Source organism: Streptomyces sp. JJ38 (assembly GCF_019303475.1).
GTDB lineage: Bacteria > Actinomycetota > Actinomycetes > Streptomycetales > Streptomycetaceae > Streptomyces.
The window spans coordinates 67,604-90,272 of the sequence record NZ_JABLSI010000016.1 but is presented as its reverse complement, the minus strand read 5'-3'; the positions used below and the strand labels follow the sequence as shown (position 1 = coordinate 90,272).

Here is a 22,669-nt window from a genome sequence, read left to right as displayed (position 1 = left end):
GCCGTGTGCGGTGAGGGTTTCGGCGATGCGGGCGGCCCGGCCCGCCAGTTCGGCGTAGGTGAGGGATGTGTTGTCGTGGGTGAGGGCGGTGGCGTGGGGGGTTTCGCGGGCTCGTTGGAGGACGAGTTCGTGGATGGTGGTGACGGGGAGGTTCTGGCCGTCTCCGGACCAGTGGTGGAGGAGTTGGCGTTCGGTGGGGCTGAGGAGGTTGTCGTGGCCGTGGTCGGCGGTCGGGTCGGCGACCATGGCCTCCAGGGCCCGCACGTAGTAGTCCCGCAACAACGCCACCTGGTCCTCGACCAGGACCCCGAGGTGGTAGTCGAGGCTCAGCAGGAGGCGCGTCGAGTAGGGGTTGCGGATGACGCCCACGCTGAGGGGGAAGTTGGTCGGCTCGGCCCGCAGCGTGCTGAAGCTGTCGATCTTGCCGTCCACGATCTCCAGGCGCCCGCTGCCGAACTCGTCGGTCAGCACGTGGAAGTGGTTGTAGACGAAGCTCGTCTCGAAGAGGGGCTCTCCGCCGAGCGTGCGCTGCAGGGCGCCGAGGGGGTACCTGCGGTGGGGGAGCATCTCCTGCTCGGCGTCGAAGACGGCCCGCACCAGCTCCTCCCAGCTGCCCTCCGGCAGCCGCAGCCGGAACGGCAGCGTGTTGAGGAACAGGCCCCGCACCTCGGTGGCACCGGTCTCCTCCAGCCGCCCGTTGGACGACAACCCGGCGATCACGTCCACATCGCCGGTGACGAGGCTCATCACCCGCAGGTGGGCGGCCAGGAGTACCGATTTCAGCGGCACGCCGCAGCGCAGAGCGAGGTCCAGCAGGGCGTCGCAGAGGTGGGCCGGGAGCAGCGTCTCGATCGCGCCGTGCATCTCCGCCTCGTGGACGACGCGCCACTCGTCCTCCCGCTCGGGGACGGAGAGCCGCTCGTCCACCTCGGTCGTCCAGCGGGGGAGCAGGCTGTCCGGGCGGTCCGCGACGCGGTCCAGCCAGAACCTCTCGCTCTCCGCCGAGCGCAGGACCGCGCGCTCGGCGGCGATGAAGTCGCGGTAGGCGGACTCGGGAGGAGCGAGGGTCTCGGGTTCCTCACCAGCCACGAGCTGCTGGTAGAGCCCGGTGATCTCGGCCAGCGTGGAGTGGAGGCTCCAGCCGTCGAAGATGGCGTGGTGCTCGGTCACCGTCCACTGGAAGGCGTCCTCGCTCAGCCGGTGGATGCCGAATCGCAGCAGTGGCGGCCGGGAGTGGTCGAAGCCGTTGGCGCGCTCGGCGGCGACGTACGCGGCGATCGCGGCCTCCTGGCCCGCGGGGTCGAGGTCCCGCACGTCGGCGACGCGGCACGGCATCTCGGCGGTCCGGTGCACGAGCTGGATGGGTTCGCTGTATCCGCTGAGTTCGAGTGAGGTCCGCAGGATGGCGTGCCGGGCGACGACCATCTCCAGGGCCCGTCTGAAGGCGGCCTCGTCGAACCGCCCGCTGATCCGCATGCTGTCGACGTTGTGGTAGGGCCGACGCTCGGGGTCCAGCTCCATCTCGTAGACCATGCCGACCTGGAGCTCCGCCATCGGGTAGGCGTCGACGACGCCTTCGGGGAGCCGGGCCCGGTCCGCGGCGGAGATCATGGAGAACGGCTCCCGGTCCCGGGCCGCGCCCTCGCTGTCGGTGCTGTGCGCGACCTCGGCCAGCCCGGCCAGGGTCGGGGTGCGGAAGAGGTCCTGCAGCTGGAAGCCGATGCCCTGGTTGCGGGCCTGTCCCAGCACCTGGATGCTGCGGATGGAGTCGCCGCCGAGGTGGAAGAAGTTGTCGTGGCGGCCNTCGTGGCGGCCGACGCGGTCGACGCCGAGGACCTGGGCCCAGATGTCCGCGAGCACCTCCTCGTGGCCGGGCAGGGGCGGCTCGAACTCGGCCCCGAGTTCGGGGCGTTCACCGGAGGGGGCGGGCAGGGCCCGGCGGTCGAGCTTGCCCTGCGGGGTCAGCGGCAGCGCGTCGAGGAAGACGAGGTTGCGGGGCACCATGTAGGGCGGCAGATCGGCGCTGAGCGCTTCGCGCAGCGCGCCGGCGGAGGGCGGGTCGCTGTCGGGGACGAGGTAGCCGACGAGGTCGGCCTGTCCGCCGAGGTCGTCCCGTACCACGGCGACGGCCTGGCGGATGCCGGGCTGCCGGCTGAGCTGGGCCTCGACCTCGCCCAGTTCGATGCGGAAGCCGCGGATCTTGACCTGGCTGTCGGCCCGGCCCAGGTACTCCAGCCTGCCGTCGGCCCGCCAGCGGGCGAGGTCGCCGCTGCGGTAGAGGCGGGCGCCCGGCCGGTCGCCGAGGTGGTCGGGGACGAAGCGCTGGGCGGTCAGCTCGGGGCGCCCGGTGTAGCAGCGGGTCACGCCGGGACCGCCGACGTACAGTTCGCCGGTGACGCCGAGGGGCGCGGGCCGGCCGTGGGCATCGAGCACGTGCAGCCGCAGGTCGGGCAGGGCCCGCCCGATCAGGCTGAACACGCCGTCGAGGTGCTCCTCGGTCACCTCCGTGTAGGTGACGTGCACGGTGGTCTCGGTGATGCCGTACAGGTTGACGAGCAGGGGCTCGGCGTATCCGCGGCGGCTTCCCCAGCGGCGTACGGAGGGGCGGTCGAGGGCCTCGCCGGCGAACAGGACGGCGCGCAGCCGGAGCGCGTCACCCCGTTCGGCGTCCACGGCCTCGAACTGGCGGAAGGCCGAGGGGGTCTGGCTCAGCATGGTCACGCCGGTGTCCCGGACGAGGGTGTAGAAGGCGTCGGTGTCCCGGCTGACGAGGTACGGCACGACGACGAGCCGTCCACCGGTGGTGAGGGCGCCCCACATCTCCATCACGGACACGTCGAACGCGAAGCTGTGGAAGAGGGACCACGTGTCCTCGGGCCCGAAGGCCAGGCGCTGCTGGACGGCTGAGAAGAGCCGGGTGACGTTGGCGTGGGTGACGGTGGTGCCCTTGGGACGCCCGGTGGAGCCGGAGGTGAAGATGACGTAGCAGGCGTGCTCGGGCCCCACCCCCTCCGGCGGGGTGACGGCGTCGAGGCCGAGGGGCTGGGCGAACGTGCGGTCGCTGACGTCGATGACGGACCAGGGCCCCTGCGGCACGGTGTCACGGGTGGGCCCGTGCACGAGGAGGACCGGGGCGTGGGCCTCGGTGAGCATGTGGTGCATGCGGTCGGTGGGGAAGGCGGTGTCCAGGGGGACGTAGACGCCGCCGGCGAGCATGACGCCGAGGGTGGTCGTGACCGTCTCCAGGGAGCGTTCGACGCACACGCCCACGCANACACGCCCACGCATGTTTCGGGTCCGACGCCGTGTGCGGTGAGGGTTTCGGCGACGCGCGCGGCCCGGCCCACCAGCTCGGCGTAGGTCAGGGACTCCTCCCCGCAGACGACGGCCACGGCCTGGGGCGTCTCGACCGCCCGGCGCAGAACGAGCTCGTGGATCGTCGCCACCGGCAGGTCCAGGCCGTCACCCGCCCACTCCCGCACCAGCTCCCGCTCGGCGGTGGTGGCCAGCCCCAGGTGGCTGATCGGCTCGTCCGGCGCGGCGGTCACCTGGCCGAGCAGCACCCGCCAGTGGTCGACGAGGGTCTGGACGGTGTCGGCGTCGAACAGGTCCGTCGCGTACTCCACCTGGAGCAGCAGGCTGTCGGAGCGGCGGTACAGGGTCCAGGTGAGGTCGAACTTGGCGGTGTCCGTGGGCACCATGTGCCGCTCGACGGTGAGCCCGTCGCCGGGAGCGCCGAAGGCCGTGTCGTGCTCGTCCTCGTGGAAGGCGAACAGCGTCTGCACCACGGGGTTGTGGCTCAGCGACCGCTCCGGGTGCAGATGGCTGACGGCGAGGTCGAAGGGCGCGCGGCTGCGGCCCATCGCGTCCAGCAGCGAGGTGCGCGAGCGGGTCACGAGCTCCCGGAAGGACGGGTCGTCCGCGACGTCGACGCGGAGCACGAGCGTGTCCACGAAGAAGCCGACGAGCTCGTGCAGCCTGGCGTTGTCGCGGCCGGCCACCGGCGAGCCGACGACGATGTCCCCGGCGCCCGAGTGCCGTGCGGCCAGGGTCTGGAAGGCGGCGAGCAGCACCGTGTAGAGGCTGACGTTCTCCTGGGCGGCGAAGTCCTCCAGCGCCGCGAGGGAGACACCGTCGAGCGGGAAGTCGACGGTCCTGCCGCGGTAGGTCTGCTCTGCGGGGCGGGGCCGGTCGATGCCCAGGTCGAGGACGGCGGGGGCGCCCTCCAGCGCCTCGGTCCAGCGGGCCAGGGCCGCCTCCACGCGCGGGTCGCCCAGCATCTCGGACTGCCACAGCGCGTAGTCCGCGTACTGGACGGGCAGCGGCTCGCCGCCCGGTCCGTCCCCGCGGTAGGCCGCGTCGAGCTGCCGCTGGAACAGGTTCAGGGACCAGCCGTCGCAGGCGATGTGGTGGAACGTGAGGTGCAGCCAGTGCTCGTCCTCGGCCAGCCGGTACAGCGTCATGCGCAGCATCGGGTCCTTGGCCAGGTCGAACGGGAGCCGCGCGTCGGCCTCGACGGCCGCCGTGGCGCGTTCCTCGGCCTCGGCGGGGGCGAGGTCGCTCAGCTCCACCAGGGGGCAGTGCGGCTCGCGGACGTCGAGCAGGTGCTGCTGCGGCTCCCCGTCGGCGTCCTCCTCGAACACCGTGTACAGGGCCTCGTGCCGGGCGGCGACGGACGTCACGGCCCGCACGAGCCGGTCGGCGTCCAGCCTTCCGCTGAAGCGCAGGGTCAACGGCACGTTGTAGACGGCGTTCTCACCGAGCCAACGGTCCAGGAACCACAGCCGTCGCTGTCCGAAGGAGAGGGGGCCGCGCTCGGCGGGACGCGCCCGCAGCCTCCTGCGCGTGGCGGGCGCCGTCGCCGTGCCCGTCGTGCCGTGTCCTGCCGTCGTGCGGTTGCCGTCCATGCTGACGCCCTTCTCACCCGTCCCGTGCGGTCTGCAGGAAATCGCCGAGGTGCAGCGCGGTGCTTCTGCGCGGCAGACCGGAGGTTCCGGTCGCCGGTCAGCTTGCCGCCGGGGGCCGGGCGCGGGCATGGGTAGGCCGCCCCCGCATTCGCGCGGGGACGGCCCGGTGGGTGGGTAGGCGTCAGGCCCCGGTGGCGGTCGGCTCGGCGGCCAGCGCCGTGCAGGCGTAGTCCGACAGCTGCAGCCGGTCGGTACAGCCTGACTTCGTGAACAGGCTCGCGATGTGCTTCTCGACGGTGCGCGGCGAGACGTGCAGCCGCTCGGCGATGGCCTTGTTCGTGAGACGGTTCGGCAGCAGTTCGAGCACCTCGAACTCGCGGACCGTCACGCCGAGCGCCCGCAGGGGAGCGGGCACCCGGTCGGTTCCGGCGCGGCGCTGCTGCACCGGGGCGCCGACAGCCCGCAGCAGGGCCCGGCAGGCTCCGGCGACCGCGGGCACGGAGGTGCCGTGGAAGTGCTCCTCCGCCCGGCGCAGCCACTCCACGGGCTCACCCCAGCCGTCCCGGTGGGCCGCCTCGGCGACGAGACGCAGCCCCAGGTGCCGGGCCGTCGGGTAGTCCCGCGCCGCGAGCGCGGACCGGGCGACGGCGTCATCCGCCTCCCGCGGCCGGCCGGCCCGGCCGTGCAGCACGGCCTCGGCCAGGAGGACGAACTGCTGGTTCCACCGCATGGTCGCCGGGGCGCTGGCGGCGGCCCGGCCGAGCCGTCCCTCGTCCAGCGTGCCGTCGAGCACCCGCAGCAGCAGGTGCAGGCCGTGGGCCCCGGCCAGGTAGAACGTTGTCGGGTACCGCTCCTCGGCCGTCACCACGTCCGTCAGATGACCGCGTGCCGTCGTACCGTCCTCCTCCAGCAGGGCGCAGACCCCGCGCGCGAGGCCGAGGGCCAGGCTCTGCTCGTGCGGGCGGTCGCCACCGCAGGAGTCGAACGCCGCCAGCGCCTCCTCCATCTCCGCGCGCCGACCCTGATGGGCGGCGAGCGTGGCCCGGGCGACCTGCAGATACCGCTCGACCGTGACCAGCCGCATCCGGCGCGCCGTGGCCAGCGAGGCCGCCAGCAGCTCGGCCGCCCGGTCGAACTCGCCGCGCAGGATGGTGTCCATGACGATCGTCGCGGACATGTTCTCGGCCAGCGTGATGCCGCCGACGTTGAGCGCGGCGCTGCGCGCGCTCTGGAGTACCGCGACGTTGCCGTCCCGCAGCCAGGCCACCCCGGCCGCGCCGATCATGGCGTAGGCGCGCCAGATCGGGATGCCGTGCCGCGTGGCGACGTCGAGCGCGCGCTCGAAGCAGTGGTGGGCGTGGCCGAGGTCGCGCTCGCGTGACACGAGTCCGATGAGGTGCCAGGCCTGGCACAGGGCGACGGGGTCGGTGACCTGGTCGGCGGCCTCGACCAGCCCGCGCGCCAGCTCCTCGGCCTGCTGGACGCGTTCGCGGCCCGTCCCCTCCAGCGTCAGATAGGCCGCGACCGCGTCGACCGGGGCGGTGACGTCGACCCCGGCGCCCGGCGGCAGCAGCGCGCGGGCCAGCGCCACCTGACGGTCGCCGTCGGCGTGCCGCCCGGTGATGCAGGCGGCCCACGCCAGCCGCACGTGCAGCGCCACGCGCCGCTGCGGGGCCATTCCGGCGAGCTCGTCGGCGAGGAGCTGCGACTTCTCGTGGACGCCGGCCCAGTTGCCCGACTCCGCCAGCAGGTGCAGCAGCGTCTCCAGCACCTCGGCGCGGGCCCTCGTCTCGCCGTGCTCGGCGAACAGCTCCTCCGCCTGCGCGAGCAGGCTCCTCGCCGTGCCGACGGCCCCCCGGTCCAGGGCGCGTTCGCCCGCCTCGTGGAACAGGGCGGCGGCGCGCACCGGTTCCCCGGCCCGCAACCACAGCTTCGCGGCGAGCTGGCACCAGCTCCGGGGCAGCCCGGGATGCACGGCGTCGGCGGCCTCCGCCGCCCGCCGGGACAGGTGGGCGCGCTCGGCGGGCGTCAGGCCGCCCAGCAGGGCGTCGGCCGTCAACGGGTGGTGGAAGGAGTACCAGTCGGGGCCGCGCTCGTCCGGCGTGACGAGCTGCGCCTCGACGCCCGCCTGCAGGTGCTCCAGCAGGGTGTGGTCGTCCAGCCCCGTGACCTCCTGCACGATGGTGAGGGGGAACCGGTGCCCCAGCACCGAGGCGACGGAGAACAGGTGTCTGCCCACCGGGCCGAGCCGGTCGACCCGGTCCAGGACGCTGCGGGTCAGCGTGGCGGGCAGCGCCGTCGCCGCGTCGCCGATGAACCGCCAGCCGCCGCTGTCACAGGCGAGCCGACCGCTGCTGACCAGCCCGTTCAACAGCTCCTCGATCACCAGTGGGACCCCGGCGCTGTCCCGCCAGAGCTGCTCGACGACGGCCTCGTGGACCTCCTCGGCCCCGGCGCTCAGGCAGCTGGCCACGAAGGCCCGCATCGCCTCCCGTCCGAGGCGGTGCAGTTCGACGATGCGGCCGCTCTGCCGCTGCGCCACCGCGTGCACCACGTCCAGTGCCGCACTCGGTTCGGAGCGCACCGTGCACAGCAGGACCGTCGGTTCCGAGCGCAGGTTGTCCGACAGGTACTCCACGACGGCCAGCGTCTCGGCGTCCGCGTCCTGCAGGTCCTCCAGGAAGAGCAGGCATCCCGACTCCCGGCCGGCGACGGCGGTCAGCCGCAGCACGGCCTCCGCCAGCACCACGAGCGAGTCGCCGTGGGTCCGGGTGACGGCCCCGGTGTCCCACTCCGGCACCAGGCGCCCCAGGACCGACCGGTACGGGCCGAGCGTCTCCTCGTCGAAGGGAACCCCCTTGCGCACGAGGGACATCAGCGCCTCGGTCAGCGGCCGGAACGGCACGCTCGGCCCCGTCGTGCTCGCACGGCCCCGCAGCACCGTCATACCGGCGTCGACGGCCTTGCCCACCACCTCGGCGGCCAGGCGTGACTTGCCGACCCCGGCCTCACCCCGCAGGAAGAGGCACGCACCGCTGCCGCTCCGCACGTCGTCGAGCGTGCCGGAGAGCTGCTCGAGCTCCGCGTCACGCCCTACAAGCAACGAAGCACGTGTTCGCATGGCCACACCTTAGTTCGACGTTCCTCCCCGCTGCCAGGATGACGCCGCCGTCCCAGGTCACGTACCGGCCACACCCCGAGTGGGTCGGCTCCACGGGAATCTGGGGGACCGTTACCCATGCGGGGACCGCCTCCGCGGTGCTTGGATCGTCACCGTGACAGAGCTGACCGCGACCGCCGAGAGGCGGACCGTCATCACGTCGCCGCCCGACGAGGCGGTGGCCCGGCGGCTGCGCGTACTCGCCGAGCAGCCCCCCCACGTCGACGAGGCGGCCGTGGGACACGACGTCGAGGCGCTGGCCGTGCCCCTGCTGCCCCTGGTGCGTGCCGCCGTCGCCGAGGTGCGGGAGGCCGCCTGGGGCCTGGGCCGCCGCGCCAGGATCGACGCCGACGCCGTGGCCGCGGGAGCCGGAGCGGAACTCACCGGCCGGCTCGCCCGGCTGACGGCCCGCACGATGGTCGTGGAGCTGCACCGCGCCCGCCGGGAGCAGCGGCTCACCGGACGGACGAGCCGGGAGCGCTTCGTCGACTTCGTCCGCTCGATGTCCCGACCCGGCGCGCTGACCGACCTGTTCGCCACCCACCCCGTGCTCGCCGGCCTGGTGACCCAGGCCACCGACCAGACCACGGCCGCCTACGCCGAACTGCTGCGCCGCCTGACCGCCGACCGGCACGCCCTCGCGGCCCGGCTGCTGCCCGGCGAGCCCAGCCCGCTGATCCTCGTCGAACGCGGCCTCGGCGACCGGCACCGCGGCGGCCGGTCCGTCAGCCGCCTGCACTTCGCCGACGGCCGGTCCGTGGTGTACAAGCCGCGCTCGCTCGACCTGCACGTCCACTTCACGGCGCTGCTGCGCTGGTTCAACGGCCGGGTGCCCCAGCTGGGTCTGCGGGCCCCGGAGTGCCTGCCCGGAGACGGCTACGGGTGGATGGAGTTCATCGAGCACACCCCCTGCGCCGAAATGGCCGGATTCGATGTCTTCTACCGCCGTCAGGGAGCCCTCCTCGCCCTGCTCTTCGCGGTCAACGCCACCGACATCCACCACGAGAACATCGTCGCCGCCGGCGACCAGCCCGTCCTCGTGGACATCGAGACGCTCTTCCAGCCGGTGTTCACCCCCGTCGCGACGACCGGCTCCTGCCCGGCCGCCGGAGCCCTCGCCGCGTCGGTGGAGCGCACGGCTCTGCTCCCCCGCATGATCTTCGGCGAGCACGGCGCGCTCGACATCTCCGGGATGGGCGGCGACAAGAACTCCCTCCTGCCCCGGGACACCGTCGCCTGGGCCGACGCCGGGACCGACACGATGCACCTGGTCCGGCGCACGGCGCTGTTCCCCGGCAGCGCCAACCGCCCACGCGTCGGCGACCGCTACGCCGACCCGGCCCAGCACACGGCGTCCTTCCTCGGCGGCTTCCGCGCGGCCTACGGGGCCCTTGCCGCCCACCGGTCCGAACTCCTCGGCAGCGACGGGCTGCTGCGGGCATTCGCCGACGACGACGCGCGCGTCCTGCTGCGGAACACCCAGGTCTACGCCAAGCTGCTCGACGAGGCCACCCACCCGGACGTGCTGCACGACGCGGCCGACCGCGCGGAACTCTTCGCCCGGCTGCACGAGGAGCCGCTGCCGCCGCCCCTGACGCAGCTGACCGATCAGGAGATCGCCGAGCTGGGGAACGACGACGTCCCCGTCTTCCACAGCCGCCCCGGCGACACCGACCTGCACGCCTTTGGCGGCCGTGTGCTGCGGAACGCGCTGGACGCCAGCGGCCTCGACCAGGCCGCGGCGAAGATCGGCGCCCTCGGCGAAGTGGACCGCCAGACCCAGGAGTGGCTGATCACCGCCACCCTCGCCAGCCGCAACGCACCCGTCGAGCACCGCTCCCGGCCGCCCGCCCCCTGCCGTCCCCCGGCGGAGGAGGCCGACCCGCAGCGCTTCCTCACCGCCGCCCGGGCCCTGGCCGACAGTCTGGTCGCCCGCGCCGCCGTCGACGGCTCCCGCGCCAACTGGCTCGGCCTGGAGGCTCTGGACGAGCTGTACTGGAAGGTCATGCCGATGGGCGCGGGCCTGGCCACCGGCTACAGCGGGGTCGCGCTCTTCCTCGCCGAGCTCGGCCGGCTCACCGGCACCGACCGCTACAGCGAGCTCGCCGCCCGGGCCGTGCGCCCCCTGCCCGGCCTCGTCGAGCGGTTCGCCGCCGACCCGGAGCTGGCCCGCGCCGTCGGCTGCGGTGCCTTCGCCGGCGTGGGCGGCATCACCTACGTCCTGGCCCGCCTGTCCACCCTCCTGGACGACGCCGGGCTGCGCGGCGCCCTTGGCCACGCCGTCGCCGCGACGGGGCTGGCCGCCGACCCCGAGGGCCCCCTCGCCCTGCACGACGGCCTCGCCGGCGGCGTGGTCGCGCTGCTCGCCGTCCACGCCGAGACCGGCTCTGCCACCGCCCGCGGGACGGCGCTGCGGCTGGGGGACTCCCTGACCGACCGGCTGCGCGGCACCGCGCCCGCCGACGACACCGGGTTCCTCTTCGGCTCGGCCGGGGCGGCCTGGGCGCTGCTGCGCCTGGCGGAGACCTGCGACGCCCCCGCGGCGGCGGAGGTCGGCCGGGCGACGGCCCTGCGCGGCGGCCCCATCGGCCTGCCCGCCGACGGGGACGACGTCGGCTGGTGCTCCGGCCTCGCCGGGCGGCTCGCCCTGTGGTCCCACCCGCTGCTGGCCCCCCGGAACCCCGGCGTCGTCGAGGCGGCCCTGACCGCCCTGCGGGAGACGGGCCCCCTGCGCGACTCGACACTGTGCCACGGTGAGACGGGCGTCCTCAGCGGCATCGCCGCCGCCGCGGCCACGGGCCGCCCCGAGGCCGCCGCCCTCCTCGAACGCCGCTGCCAGCTCCTGCTCGGGGCGCTCGAACACCAGGGCCCCCGCTGCGGTACCCCGGCCGCCGTGCCGACTCCGGGACTCCTGACCGGGCTGGCCGGCATCGGGTACGCACTCCTCCGCCACGGCTTCCCCGAGCACGTCCCCCCGCTCCCCCCGCTGGGGGCGCGCCGGGCGGCCACGGTCTGAGCCGCCCGCGCACGACCAGGCCCGACACACGGCCGGGACAGCCGTTCCGGTCCGGCAACGACAGAAGGAGAGAACCTTGTCCACGGAGAGCAGCGTCCACACCGCCCGCATCCCTTCGGCCACCGAGGACGGCGTCGCACGCCCTGCGGGCAGCCTCAGGCCCTTCTCCCGCACCCCGGTCGGAGCCCGTGCCGCCGCGCTGGCCGGCTACTCACCCAGACGGCCCGACGAGGCGACCTTCGTCGGTGCGATCACCTCGGTCAGCGAACCGAACTGAGGCGGCGCTCACTCCCAGCGGAAGAAGCGTGCGGCGGCGGTCAGGGCGACCGCCGCCCACGCGGTGAGGATGCCGAGGTCACCCCAGGGAACGCCGGCGCCGTGCTGGAGGACGTCGCGCAGGCCGTCCGAGAGCGCGGTCACGGGCAGCACGTCCAGCACGCCCTGCGCCGCCTCGGGGAACCGCTCCAGCGGCACGACCACCCCGCCGCCGAGCAGCAGCAGGACGAACACGAGGTTCGCCGCCGCGAGCGTCGCCTCCGCCCGCAGCGTGCCGGCCATCAGCAGCCCGAGGCCGCTGAACGCCGCCGTGCCGACGACGAGCAGCAGCGCCACGACGGCCCAGTTGCCCTGCGGCGACCAGCCGAGCCCGAGGGCCACCGCGCTCAGCAGGGCCACCTGGAGCAGCTCCACGCCCACGACGGCGAGGGTCTTCGCCGTCAGCAAACCCCAGCGGGGGAGTGGCGAGGCACCGAGCCGCTTGAGCACGCCGTAGCGGCGCTCGAAGCCCGTCGCGATCGCCTGCCCGGTGAAGGCCGTGGAGAGGACGGCGAGCGCGAGCACACCCGGTGCGACGAAGTCGACCCGCTCGCCGCCGTCGACGGGCAGCTCCACCACGTCCACCGCGCTGAACAGCACGAGCAGCAGCGTCGGGATGACCACGGTGAGCAGCAACTGCTCACCGTGGCGCAGCATCATGCGCAGCTCCAGGGCTGCCTGCGCGGCGACCATCCGCCCGGCGGGCGCCGCTTTGGGCGCCGGTGCGTAGGCCCCGTTCACGAGCGCAGCTCCTTACCGGTCAGATCCAAGAAAACGTCCTCCAGGGTGCGGCGCTCGACGGCGATGCGGTCGGGCAGGACGCCGTTCTGCGCGCACCAGGAGGTGACCGTCGCGATGAGCTGGGGGTCCACGGTGCCCTGGATGCGGTACGCGCCGGGCGTCACCTCGACGGCGGCGCTCTCCGGGGGCAGCGCCTTGAGCAGCGAGCCGAGGTCGAGGCCGGGCCTGCCGCTGAAACGCAGGCTGTTCTCGGCGCCGCCGCGGCACAGCTCCTCGGGCGTGCCGTGGGCGATGACCTGGCCGGCGTCGATGATCGTCACGGCGTCGGCCAGTTCCTCGGCCTCGTCCATGAAGTGCGTGGTGAGCACGCAGCCCACGCCGTCGGCGCGCAGCTCGCGCACCAGGTCCCAGGTGGCGCGGCGGGCCTGCGGGTCGAGGCCCGCGGTCGGCTCGTCGAGGAAGACCAGTTCGGGACGGCCGACGACGGCCATGGCCAGGGCGAGCCGCTGTTGCTGGCCGCCGGAGAGCCGCCGGTAGGGGGTGCGCCCGCAGGAGCCGAGGCCCAGCCGCTCGACCAGCGCCGCCACGTCCAGCGGGTGGGCGTGCAGGGCGGCCATGTGGCGCAGCATCTCCTCGGCCCGCACCCCGGGGTAGACGCCGCCGCTCTGGAGCATCACCCCGATCCGGGGCCGCAGTGCCGCGCCGTCCGCGACGGGGTCCAGACCGAGGACCCGCACCTCGCCGGCGTCCGGCCGGCGGTAGCCCTCGCAGATCTCGACGGTGGTCGTCTTCCCCGCGCCGTTCGGCCCGAGGACCGCCATGACGGTGCCGTGCTCGACGGTGAGGTCCACGCCGTCCACGGCCGTCGTCCGGCCGTACCGTTTGACCAGCCCCGCGACCTCGACGGCCGCCTTCTCGTGCATACCGGCCAGTCTAGGAACCCCCGCCCGCGGCTCGGGCCCCGGGTGTCCGCGCCGTCGGCGGGGCGGCGCGGGTAAGGCTTGCCTTACGTGATGCAGCCCATTGCCGCAGGTCACAGACCAGGCTTGCCCGGCTTCGCGGAATTACGCAACAATGGCGTTGTGAAAAACACGGGAGACGCACGCACGACGCGGGAGCCGCTGGTGGCCCCCGCGGTTTCGGGTGTGCACGTCGCGCTGGACGAACAGCACGGCACCCGTAATCGCGTGGCGCGGTCCATTCTCGACCACGGCCCGTCCACCGCGGCGGAGCTGGCCGAGCGTCTGGAGCTGACGCAGGCGGCCGTCCGCCGCCATCTGGACACCCTGGTGTCGGAGGGCACCGTCGAGGCCCGCGCCCAGCGGGTCTACGGCAGCCGGGGCCGCGGCCGTCCGGCCAAGGTCTTCGCGCTCACCGACTGCGGCCGGGACGCCTTCGACCAGGCCTACGACGAGCTCGCCGTCGACGCCATGCGCTGGATAGCGCGGATGGCCGGCGGCGGGGAGAAGGGCGAGGCCGCCGTCGCGGCGTTCGCCCGGGCCCGGGCGAACGCCCAGGCCGACCGCTATCGCGAGCGGCTGGCGGGCTCCGCGCCCGAGGACCGCACGCGTGTGCTGGCCGAGGCGCTGTCGGAGGACGGGTACGCTGCTACCGCACGCAGCGCTCCGGCTCCGGCCGAGGGCACTCCCGGGCGCGGCCCCGGGGGTGAGCAGCTCTGCCAGCACCACTGCCCGGTGGCGCACGCCGCCGAGCGGTTCCCGCAGCTGTGCGAGGCGGAGACCGAGGTCTTCTCCCGCCTGCTCGGCACCCACGTGCAGCGCCTGGCCACCATCGCGCACGGCGACGGGGTGTGCACCACCTTCGTCCCGCGAGCAGACGGGCCCGCGCTGACCTCAGAGAACACCGCAAACGCAACTGCTTCTGCAAGCACCGCCGGGAGGAACCCCGCATGACGCTCCCCACGGAGACTGCCCACCCCGAGCTGGAGGGTCTGGGCAACTACGAGTACGGCTGGGCCGACAGCGACGCGGCCGGAGCCGCGGCCAAGCGCGGCCTGTCCGAGGAGGTCGTGCGCGACATCTCCGCGAAGAAGTCCGAGCCGGAGTGGATGCTCAAGCTCCGTCTGAAGGGCCTGAAGCTCTTCGAGAAGAAGCCCATGCCGAACTGGGGCTCGGACCTGTCGGGCATCGACTTCGACAACATCAAGTACTTCGTGCGGTCCACCGAGAAGCAGGCCCAGTCCTGGGAGGACCTGCCGGAGGACATCAAGAACACCTACGACAAGCTGGGCATCCCGGAGGCCGAGAAGCAGCGCCTCGTCGCCGGCGTCGCCGCGCAGTACGAGTCGGAGGTCGTCTACCACCAGATCCGCGAGGACCTGGAGGCGCAGGGCGTCCTGTTCCTGGACACCGACACCGCGCTGCGCGAGCACCCGGAGATCTTCCAGGAGCACTTCGGCACGGTCATCCCGGCCGGTGACAACAAGTTCGCCGCGCTGAACACGGCCGTGTGGTCGGGTGGCTCCTTCATCTACGTGCCGCCGGGCGTGCACGTCGACATCCCGCTGCAGGCCTACTTCCGGATCAACACCGAGAACATGGGCCAGTTCGAGCGGACGCTGATCATCGTCGACGAGAACGCCTACGTGCACTACGTCGAGGGCTGCACCGCGCCGATCTACAACTCCGACTCGCTGCACTCGGCCGTCGTGGAGATCATCGTCAAGAAGGGCGGCCGCTGCCGCTACACGACGATCCAGAACTGGTCGAACAACGTCTACAACCTGGTGACCAAGCGCGCCGTGGCCTACGAGGGCGCGACCATGGAGTGGGTCGACGGCAACCTGGGCTCCAAGGTCACGATGAAGTACCCGGCCGTCTACCTGATGGGCGAGCACGCCAAGGGCGAAACGCTGTCCGTCGCCTTCGCCGGCGAGGGCCAGCACCAGGACGCCGGGGCCAAGATGGTCCACATGGCGCCGAACACCTCCTCCAACATCGTCTCCAAGTCGGTGGCCCGGAGCGGTGGCCGCACCTCCTACCGCGGTCTGATCGAGATCGCCGAGGGTGCGGAGAACTCCAAGTCCAACGTGCTGTGCGACGCGCTGCTGGTGGACACGATCTCCCGTTCCGACACCTACCCCTACGTCGACGTCCGCGAGGACGACGTGACGATGGGCCACGAGGCGACGGTCTCGAAGGTCAGCGACGACCAGCTCTTCTACCTGATGAGCCGGGGCATGGCCGAGGACGAGGCCATGGCGATGATCGTGCGCGGCTTCGTCGAGCCGATCGCCAAGGAGCTGCCCATGGAGTACGCCCTGGAGCTGAACCGGCTGATCGAGCTGCAGATGGAGGGCGCGGTCGGCTGACGCCGCCCCCTCCGGCAACCCCGCGACGTGAGCGAGCCGGAGGGCGCTCCGGTGTCGAGGGAAGAGCGCGCGGAGGGCCCGAGGGAACGAGGGCCCGAGCACGGTCGACCGTCGACACCGGGCCAAGCGCCCGAGGCGAGCGAACACATTTGAGAGCAGAAAGCGAGCAGTACGACAGCCATGGCTGACGCCCAGACAAACCCGGCGGGCAACACCGCCATCGCGGTGGCCGCCGAGTCCACCGTCGCCACCCGGATGAGCGCACCGCCCTCGTTCGACGTGGCGGACTTCCCCGTGCCGCACGGCCGCGAGGAGGAGTGGCGCTTCACCCCGCTGGAGCGGCTGCGCGGGCTGCACGACGGCAGCGCCCAGGCCTCCGGTGTCCTCAAGGCCGAGGTGTCGGCGCCCGACGTCGTCACCATCGAGGCCGTCGGGCGGGACGACGCCCGGCTCGGCCGGGCGGGCAAGCCGGTGGACCGGGTGGCCGCGCAGGCCTACAGCGCCTTCGAGAAGGCCACCGTGGTCACCGTCCCCAAGGAGGCCGTGCTGACCGAGCCCATCCGGGTCGGCCTGCATGGCGAGGGCGGCGTGTCCTACGGCCACACCGTCTTCGAGCTGGGCGCGTTCGCCGAGGCGGTCATCGTCATCGACCACACCGGTGACGCCGTGCGCGCGGCCAACGTGGAGTTCGTCCTCGGCGACAACGCCAAGCTGACCGTCGTCTCCGTGCAGGACTGGGCCGACACCGCGGTGCACTGCTCGCAGCACAACGCGCTCGTCGGCCGGGACGCCAGCTTCAAGTCCGTCGTCGTGACCTTCGGCGGTGACGTGGTGCGGCTGCACCCGCGCGTCACCTACGCGGGCCCCGGCGGCGAGGCCGAGCTGTACGGCCTGTACTTCACCGACAACGGGCAGCACCAGGAGCACCGCCTCTTCGTCGACCACGACGCGCCGCACTGCCGCAGCAACGTCGCCTACAAGGGCGCGCTGCAGGGGAAGGACGCGCACGCCGTGTGGATCGGCGACGTGCTGATCCGCAAGGTCGCCGAGGGCACCGACACCTACGAGCTGAACCGCAACCTCGTCCTGACCGACGGCGCGCGGGTCGACTCGGTGCCGAACCTGGAGATCGAGACCGGCGAGATCGCGGGTGCCGGCCACGCCTCGGCCACCGGCCGCTTCGAGGACGAGCAGCTCTTCTACCTCATGGCGCGCGGTATCCCGGCCGACGAGGCCCGCCGCCTGGTCGTGCGTGGCTTCTTCGCCGAGCTGGTCCAGCAGATCGGTCTGCCCGACCTGCAGGAGCGGCTGCTCGCGAAGATCGACGAAGAGCTGGAAGCGTCGGTGGCATGAGCGCATACGTCAAAGTCGCGAGCCTGGGCGAGCTGGAGGAGGACACCCCGAAGCGGGTGGAGATCGACGGCGTCCCCGTCTCGCTCGTGCACACCGAGGGCGAGGTGTTCGCGATCAACGACATCTGCTCGCACGCGAACGTCTCGCTCTCCGAGGGCGAGGTGGAGGACTGCGCCATCGAGTGCTGGCTGCACGGCTCCAGCTTCGACCTGCGCACCGGAAAGCCCTCGGGTCTGCCCGCCACGCGACCCGTCCCCGTGTACCCCGTAAAGATCGAAGGAGACGGCCCGGACGCGGCCGTGTACGTCTCCGTCACCCAGGAGTCCTGAAGCCCCATGGCCACCCTTGAGATTCGCGACCTGCACGTTTCCGCCGAGACCGACAGCGGGCCCAAAGAGATCCTGCGCGGTGTCGACCTGACCGTGAAGCAGGGCGAGACGCACGCCATCATGGGCCCCAACGGCTCCGGCAAGTCGACGCTCGCCTACTCCCTGGCGGGTCACCCCAAGTACACGATCACCGGCGGCGCCGTCACCCTCGACGGTGAGGACGTGCTGGAGATGTCCGTCGACGAGCGCGCCCGCGCCGGTGTCTTCCTCGCCATGCAGTACCCGGTCGAGGTCCCCGGCGTCTCCGTCTCCAACTTCCTGCGCACCGCCGCCACCGCCACCCGCGGCGAGGCGCCCAAGCTGCGCACCTGGGTGAAGGAGGTCAAGGAGGCCATGGAGCGGCTCTCCATGGACCCGGCCTTCGCCGAGCGCAACGTCAACGAGGGCTTCTCCGGCGGTGAGAAGAAGCGCCACGAGATCCTTCAGCTCGAACTGCTGAAGCCGAAGATCGCGATCCTCGACGAGACCGACTCCGGTCTGGACGTCGACGCCCTGCGCGTCGTCTCCGAGGGCGTGAACCGGGTGCGCGAGGGCGGTGACGTCGGCACGCTGCTGATCACCCACTACACGCGTATCCTCCGCTACATCAAGCCCGACCACGTCCACGTCTTCGCCAAGGGCCGTATCGTCGAGTCCGGCGGGCCCGAGCTGGCCGACAAGCTGGAGGCGGAGGGCTACGAGCAGTACGTGAAGGGTGGCACGACTTCGTGACAAACCTGCCGGGCCTCCTCGACACCGAGGCGATTCGCAAGGACTTCCCCGTCCTGGACCGCCAGATCCACGACGGCAAGCGGGTCGTGTACCTGGACAACGCGGCGACCTCGCAGAAGCCGCGTCAGGTGCTCGACGCGCTGACCACCTACTACGAGCGGCACAACGCCAACGTCCACCGTGGTGTCCACGTCCTCGCCGAGGAGGCCACGGCGCTCTACGAGGGCGCGCGTGACAAGGTCGCCGCCTTCGTCAACGCGCCCAGCCGTGACGAGGTGATCTTCACCAAGAACGCCTCGGAGTCGCTGAACCTGGTGGCGAACATGCTCGGCTGGGCGGACGAGCCCTACCGGGTGGACCAGGACACCGAGATCGTCATCACGGAGATGGAGCACCACTCCAACATCGTGCCGTGGCAGCTGCTCGGCCAGCGCACGGGGGCGAAGCTGAAGTGGTTCGGGCTGACCGACGACGGCCGGCTCGACCTCTCGAACATCGACGAGATCATCACGGAGAAGACCAAGGTCGTCTCCTTCACCCTGGTCTCCAACATCATGGGCACGGTCAACCCGGTGGAGGACATCGTCCGCCGGGCCCAGGAGGTCGGCGCGCTCGTCGTCGTCGACGCCTCCCAGGCCGCGCCGCACATGGTGTTGGACGTGCAGGCGATACAGGCCGACTTCGTCGCCTTCACCGGGCACAAGATGTGCGGCCCGACGGGTATCGGCGTGCTGTGGGGCCGCCAGGAGCTGCTGGAGGACCTGCCGCCGTTCCTCGGTGGCGGCGAGATGATCGAGACGGTCTCGATGCACTCCTCCACCTACGCGCCGGCCCCGCACAAGTTCGAGGCCGGGACGCCGCCCATCGCCCAGGCCGTCGGCCTCGGCGCGGCGGTCGACTACCTCTCCGGCATCGGCATGGAGAACATCGCCCGGCACGAGCACGCGATCACCGAGTACGCGGTGCGGCGGCTCCAGGAAGTCCCCGACCTGCGGATCATCGGCCCCACCACGGCCGAGGACCGGGGCGCGGCGATCTCCTTCGTGCTGGGGGACATCCACCCGCACGATGTCGGCCAGGTGCTCGACGAGCAGGGTATCGCCGTGCGCGTCGGTCACCACTGCGCCCGCCCGGTGTGCCTGCGCTACGGAATTCCTGCGACCACACGAGCGTCGTTCTATCTGTACTCCACACCGGCCGAGGTGGACGCCCTGGTCGAGGGGCTGGAGTACGTACGGAACTTCTTCGGATGAGGGTGGCCTGACTCGTGAAGCTGGACTCCATGTACCAGGACGTGATCCTGGACCACTACAAGAACCCGCACGGGCGCGGGCTGCGCGACGGCGACGCCGAGGTGCACCACGTCAACCCGACCTGCGGGGACGAGATCACGCTGCGGGTGCGCTACGACGGCGAGACGGTCGCCGACGTCAGCTACGAGGGGCAGGGCTGCTCCATCAGCCAGGCCAGCGCCTCCGTGCTGAACGAGCTGCTGGTCGGCAAGACGCTGGCCGAGGCGCGGCGCGTCCAGGAGACGTTCCTGGAGCTGATGCAGTCCAAGGGCCAGATCACGCCCGACGACGCCATGGAAGACGTGCTGGAGGACGCGGTCGCCTTCGCCGGGGTCTCGAAGTACCCGGCCCGGGTGAAGTGCGCGCTGCTGAGCTGGATGGCCTGGAAGGACGCGACCGCCCAGGCGCTGGGCGACTCCCCCGCGAAGGAGAAGACGGCATGACCGAGACGACCACCGCCGACGCGGCCACCCCGGCCAACGAGGAAGAGGTCCGCGAGGCCATGATGGACGTCGTCGACCCCGAGCTGGGCATCGACGTCGTCAACCTCGGACTGGTCTACGGCGTTCACGTGGCCGACGACAACACCGCCACCATCGACATGACGCTGACCTCCGCGGCCTGCCCGCTGACCGACGTCATCGAGGACCAGGCGAAGTCGGCCACCGAGGGCATCGTCAAGGAACTCAAGATCAACTGGGTCTGGATGCCGCCGTGGGGTCCGGACAAGATCACCGACGACGGCCGCGAGCAGCTCCGCGCCCTCGGCTTCAACGTCTGAGACCGTCTCGGATCTCCACCCGACGGTCCGCGACGGCGCCCCGGCCCTACCGGCCGGGGCGCCGTCGTGTTCCCGGGCCGTTTCCCGGCCGCACCGGGTGGGCCGAGGGCGCGCGTACGATCATCGGCATGGTGTACGCGATGCTCGGGGCGGCCATCCTGGCCGAGGTGCTGGCCACGACCTCCATGAAATACAGCGACGGATTCACCCGGCTCTGGCCGACGCTGGGCACCGGCGTCGGCTACCTCATCGCCTTCGTGCTGCTGGCGCAGGCGCTCAAGACGATGTCCGTCGGCACCGCCTACGCCATCTGGTCCGGGGTGGGCACCGCCGCGATCGCCGTCATCGGCATGGTCTTCATCAACGAGCCGGTGACCCTCGCGCGGATCTCCGGCATCCTCCTCGTCATCGCGGGCGTCCTCGTACTGAATCTCGGCGGCGCGCACTGACGTTGTTGCGGAATCGGCAACGATGTTTGCTGATTCGGGGGCGTTGCTCGCATCGTCGGTCGCGGAGGTGGTCACGATGACCGACACGCTGAGGAACAGCGGGTACGACGTGGTGGTGCTCGGCGGCGGAGCGGCCGGACTGAGCGGGGCGCTGACCCTGGCCAGGGCCCGGCGCTCCGTGCTGGTGATCGACGCCGGCGCCCCGCGCAACGCCCCCGCCGAAGGGGTGCACGGGCTGCTGGGCAGGGAGGGGATGCCGCCGGGCGAGCTGCTGGCCCGAGGCCGGGAGGAGGTCCGGCGCTACGGCGGCCAGGTGTTCTCCGGCGAGGCCATCGCCGTCGTCCGGGAGGAGGACGGGTTCCGGGTCGCGCTCGCCGACGGGGCGTCCGTCCGGGCGCGCCGGGTGCTCGTGGCCAGCGGGCTCGTCGACGAGCTGCCCGAGGTGCCGGGCCTGCGCGAGCGGTGGGGGCACGATGTGCTCCACTGCCCGTACTGCCACGGCTGGGAGGTGCGCGACCAGCCCATCGGCGTGCTCGCCTCCGGCCCGCTGTCCGTGCACCAGGCGCTGCTGCTGCGTCAGTGGAGCGAGGACGTGACGTACTTCGCCCACACCATGCCCCCGCCGGAGGGCGAGGACGCCGAGAAGCTGGCGGCCCGCGGCATCCCCGTGGTCCACGGCGAGGTGGCCTCCGTGCGGGTCGGCAACGGCCGGATGACGGGCGTGCGGCTGAGCGACGGCACGGTGGTCCGGCGCGCGGCGCTGGTCGTGGCCCCGCGGATGGTGGCCCGCGCCGGGTTCCTCTCCGGGCTGGGCCTGAAGCCGGTGCCGCACCCCTCGGGCGCCGGTGAGCATCTCCCCGTCGACGCCGCGGGCCGCACCGACGTCCCCGGTGTGTGGGCCGCGGGCAACGTGACCGACCCCTCCGCCCAGGTCGGCCCCGCCGCCGCGGCGGGCACGACGGCGGCGGCCCAGATCAACGCCGACCTCATCGCCGAGGAGACCCGCCGGGCGGTCGAAGCCCGTCGGTGAGGCCGGCAGGAGTCCGTCCGCGACCCGGAGGCCACTGTGCGAGACCGGTTCGCGGGCGGGCTCCCCGTGACGTTAGGTTTTCCACATGACCGATGCAGCCACCACCAGCACCACCGGCGCCGTAGCCGCCGGGCTCGCCACCGTCACCGCCGACGGCACCGTCCTCGACACCTGGTTCCCCCGCCCCGAGCTGGCCGCCGAGCCCGGCCCGGCCGGAACCGAGCGGCTCTCCGCCGAGCAGGCGGCCGAGCTGCTGGGCGAGGCCGCCCCCCGCGCCCTGGGCCCGGACCCGCTGCGGGGCGTGGAGATCGTCGCCGTCCGCACCGTCCTCGACTCCCTGGACGCGAAGCCCGCCGACGCCCACGACGCCTACCTGCGGCTGCACCTCATCAGCCACCGCCTGGCCAAGCCCCACGGCATCAACCTGGACGGCGTCTTCGGCCTGCTCGCCAACGTCGCCTGGACCTCCCTCGGCCCCGTTCCGGTGGACCGGCTGGAGGACGTGCGCCTCGCCGCCCGGGCCGAGGGGCGCCAGCTCAACGTCACCAGCGTCGACAAGTTCCCGCGCATGACGGACTACGTCATGCCGGGGGGCGTGCGCATCGGTGACGCGGACCGCGTCCGGCTCGGCGCCCACCTGGCCGAGGGCACGACCGTCATGCACGAGGGCTTCGTCAACTTCAACGCCGGTACCCTGGGCACCTCGATGGTGGAGGGCCGCATCAGCGCCGGCGTCGTCGTCGGCGACGGCTCGGACATCGGTGGCGGCGCCTCGATCATGGGCACCCTCTCCGGCGGCGGCAAGCAGACCATCTCCATCGGACAGCGCTGCCTGCTGGGCGCCGAGGCCGGCATCGGCATCTCCCTGGGCGACGACTGCGTCGTGGAGGCCGGGCTCTACGTCACGGCCGGCACCCGCGTCACCCTGCCGGACGGCCAGGTCGTCAAGGCGCTGGAGCTCTCGGGCGTGACGAACCTGCTGTTCCGCCGCAACTCCACCACCGGTGCGGTGGAGGCCCTGCCCCGCAGCGGTTCGTGGGGCGGGCTGAACGAGGCGCTGCACAGCCACAACTAGGCGCTTCCGGCCGCCCAACGCGTCGGCCGGACGCGGAACGCCGGACGCCGGACGCCGGAACGCCGTGCGCGACGGGGACGCTCCCGGGCGCACGGCGTTCGCGCGTTCCGTGACTGTTC

At 72.6% G+C, this 22,669-nt stretch carries 16 protein-coding genes and 2 pseudogenes; 13 read left to right on the top strand and 5 right to left on the bottom strand.

The window, feature by feature from the left end; genetic code table 11:
• Positions 1-3: 3 nt before the first annotated feature.
• The 3 genes and pseudogenes from HPT28_RS11270 to HPT28_RS11265 form a co-directional block, all read right to left on the bottom strand.
• Positions 4-3,288, bottom strand: a pseudogene (locus HPT28_RS11270) (amino acid adenylation domain-containing protein); the annotation flags it as partial.
• A gap of 17 nt (positions 3,289-3,305) precedes the next feature.
• Positions 3,306-4,907: pseudogene (locus HPT28_RS26770) on the bottom strand (condensation domain-containing protein); the annotation flags it as partial.
• Positions 4,908-5,088: 181 nt separating this feature from the next.
• Entirely contained in the window at positions 5,089-8,028 is a 2,940-nt protein-coding gene (locus HPT28_RS11265; protein WP_219090886.1) for a helix-turn-helix transcriptional regulator, read from the bottom strand.
• A 154-nt stretch (positions 8,029-8,182) separates the two neighbouring features.
• Between HPT28_RS11265 and HPT28_RS11260 the strand changes: the two genes are divergently transcribed.
• Positions 8,183-11,083 (top strand): type 2 lanthipeptide synthetase LanM family protein, encoded by a 2,901-nt coding sequence (locus HPT28_RS11260; protein ID WP_219090885.1) that lies wholly within the window; start codon positions 8,183-8,185, stop codon positions 11,081-11,083.
• A gap of 76 nt (positions 11,084-11,159) precedes the next feature.
• Complete coding sequence (locus HPT28_RS11255) at positions 11,160-11,360, top strand: hypothetical protein (protein ID WP_219090884.1); 201 nt, start codon at positions 11,160-11,162, stop codon at positions 11,358-11,360.
• A gap of 8 nt (positions 11,361-11,368) precedes the next feature.
• Here HPT28_RS11255 and HPT28_RS11250 read toward each other — a convergent pair whose 3' ends face one another.
• Both HPT28_RS11250 and HPT28_RS11245 read right to left on the bottom strand, forming a co-directional pair.
• Positions 11,369-12,091, bottom strand: coding sequence for an ABC transporter permease (locus HPT28_RS11250; protein WP_219090918.1), 723 nt, complete (start codon positions 12,089-12,091; stop codon positions 11,369-11,371).
• Positions 12,092-12,135: 44 nt separating this feature from the next.
• The gene (locus tag HPT28_RS11245) at positions 12,136-13,062 is read right to left on the bottom strand and encodes an ABC transporter ATP-binding protein (protein ID WP_219090883.1); all 927 of its coding nucleotides are present in this window, start codon (positions 13,060-13,062) and stop codon (positions 12,136-12,138) included.
• Positions 13,063-13,221: 159 nt separating this feature from the next.
• Here HPT28_RS11245 and HPT28_RS11240 point away from each other — a divergent pair, with 159 nt between their 5' ends.
• The 11 genes from HPT28_RS11240 to dapD all read left to right on the top strand — a co-directional run bounded on the left by HPT28_RS11240 (position 13,222) and on the right by dapD (position 22,550).
• The gene (locus tag HPT28_RS11240) at positions 13,222-14,052 is read left to right on the top strand and encodes a helix-turn-helix transcriptional regulator (RefSeq protein WP_374226953.1); all 831 of its coding nucleotides are present in this window, start codon (positions 13,222-13,224) and stop codon (positions 14,050-14,052) included.
• Entirely contained in the window at positions 14,049-15,470 is a 1,422-nt protein-coding gene (gene sufB / locus HPT28_RS11235; protein ID WP_219090882.1) for a Fe-S cluster assembly protein SufB, read from the top strand. The genes HPT28_RS11240 and sufB overlap by 4 nt, the downstream gene beginning before the upstream one ends.
• Before the next feature lie 180 nt (positions 15,471-15,650).
• Positions 15,651-16,823 (top strand): Fe-S cluster assembly protein SufD, encoded by a 1,173-nt coding sequence (gene sufD, locus HPT28_RS11230; RefSeq protein WP_219090881.1) that lies wholly within the window; start codon positions 15,651-15,653, stop codon positions 16,821-16,823.
• Complete coding sequence (locus HPT28_RS11225) at positions 16,820-17,152, top strand: non-heme iron oxygenase ferredoxin subunit (protein WP_219090880.1); 333 nt, start codon at positions 16,820-16,822, stop codon at positions 17,150-17,152. The genes sufD and HPT28_RS11225 overlap by 4 nt, the downstream gene beginning before the upstream one ends.
• 6 nt (positions 17,153-17,158) lie before the next feature.
• On the top strand, positions 17,159-17,923 hold the full coding sequence (gene sufC, locus HPT28_RS11220; protein WP_219090879.1) for a Fe-S cluster assembly ATPase SufC: 765 nt from the start codon (positions 17,159-17,161) through the stop codon (positions 17,921-17,923).
• Positions 17,920-19,176 (top strand): cysteine desulfurase, encoded by a 1,257-nt coding sequence (locus HPT28_RS11215; protein WP_219090878.1) that lies wholly within the window; start codon positions 17,920-17,922, stop codon positions 19,174-19,176. Before sufC ends, HPT28_RS11215 begins: the two co-directional genes overlap by 4 nt.
• Before the next feature lie 14 nt (positions 19,177-19,190).
• A complete protein-coding gene (sufU, locus tag HPT28_RS11210; protein ID WP_219090877.1) occupies positions 19,191-19,658 on the top strand; it encodes a Fe-S cluster assembly sulfur transfer protein SufU in 468 nt (155 codons plus the stop codon).
• Entirely contained in the window at positions 19,655-19,996 is a 342-nt protein-coding gene (locus tag HPT28_RS11205; RefSeq protein WP_219090876.1) for a metal-sulfur cluster assembly factor, read from the top strand. Before sufU ends, HPT28_RS11205 begins: the two co-directional genes overlap by 4 nt.
• Before the next feature lie 128 nt (positions 19,997-20,124).
• On the top strand, positions 20,125-20,445 hold the full coding sequence (locus HPT28_RS11200) for a multidrug efflux SMR transporter (RefSeq protein ID WP_219090875.1): 321 nt from the start codon (positions 20,125-20,127) through the stop codon (positions 20,443-20,445).
• Between the two features lie 76 nt (positions 20,446-20,521).
• The gene (locus tag HPT28_RS11195) at positions 20,522-21,475 is read left to right on the top strand and encodes an NAD(P)/FAD-dependent oxidoreductase (RefSeq protein WP_219090874.1); all 954 of its coding nucleotides are present in this window, start codon (positions 20,522-20,524) and stop codon (positions 21,473-21,475) included.
• An 85-nt stretch (positions 21,476-21,560) separates the two neighbouring features.
• Positions 21,561-22,550: a 2,3,4,5-tetrahydropyridine-2,6-dicarboxylate N-succinyltransferase gene (gene dapD, locus HPT28_RS11190; RefSeq protein ID WP_219090873.1), complete on the top strand. Its 990-nt coding sequence runs from the start codon at positions 21,561-21,563 to the stop codon at positions 22,548-22,550.
• Positions 22,551-22,669 lie beyond the last annotated feature (119 nt).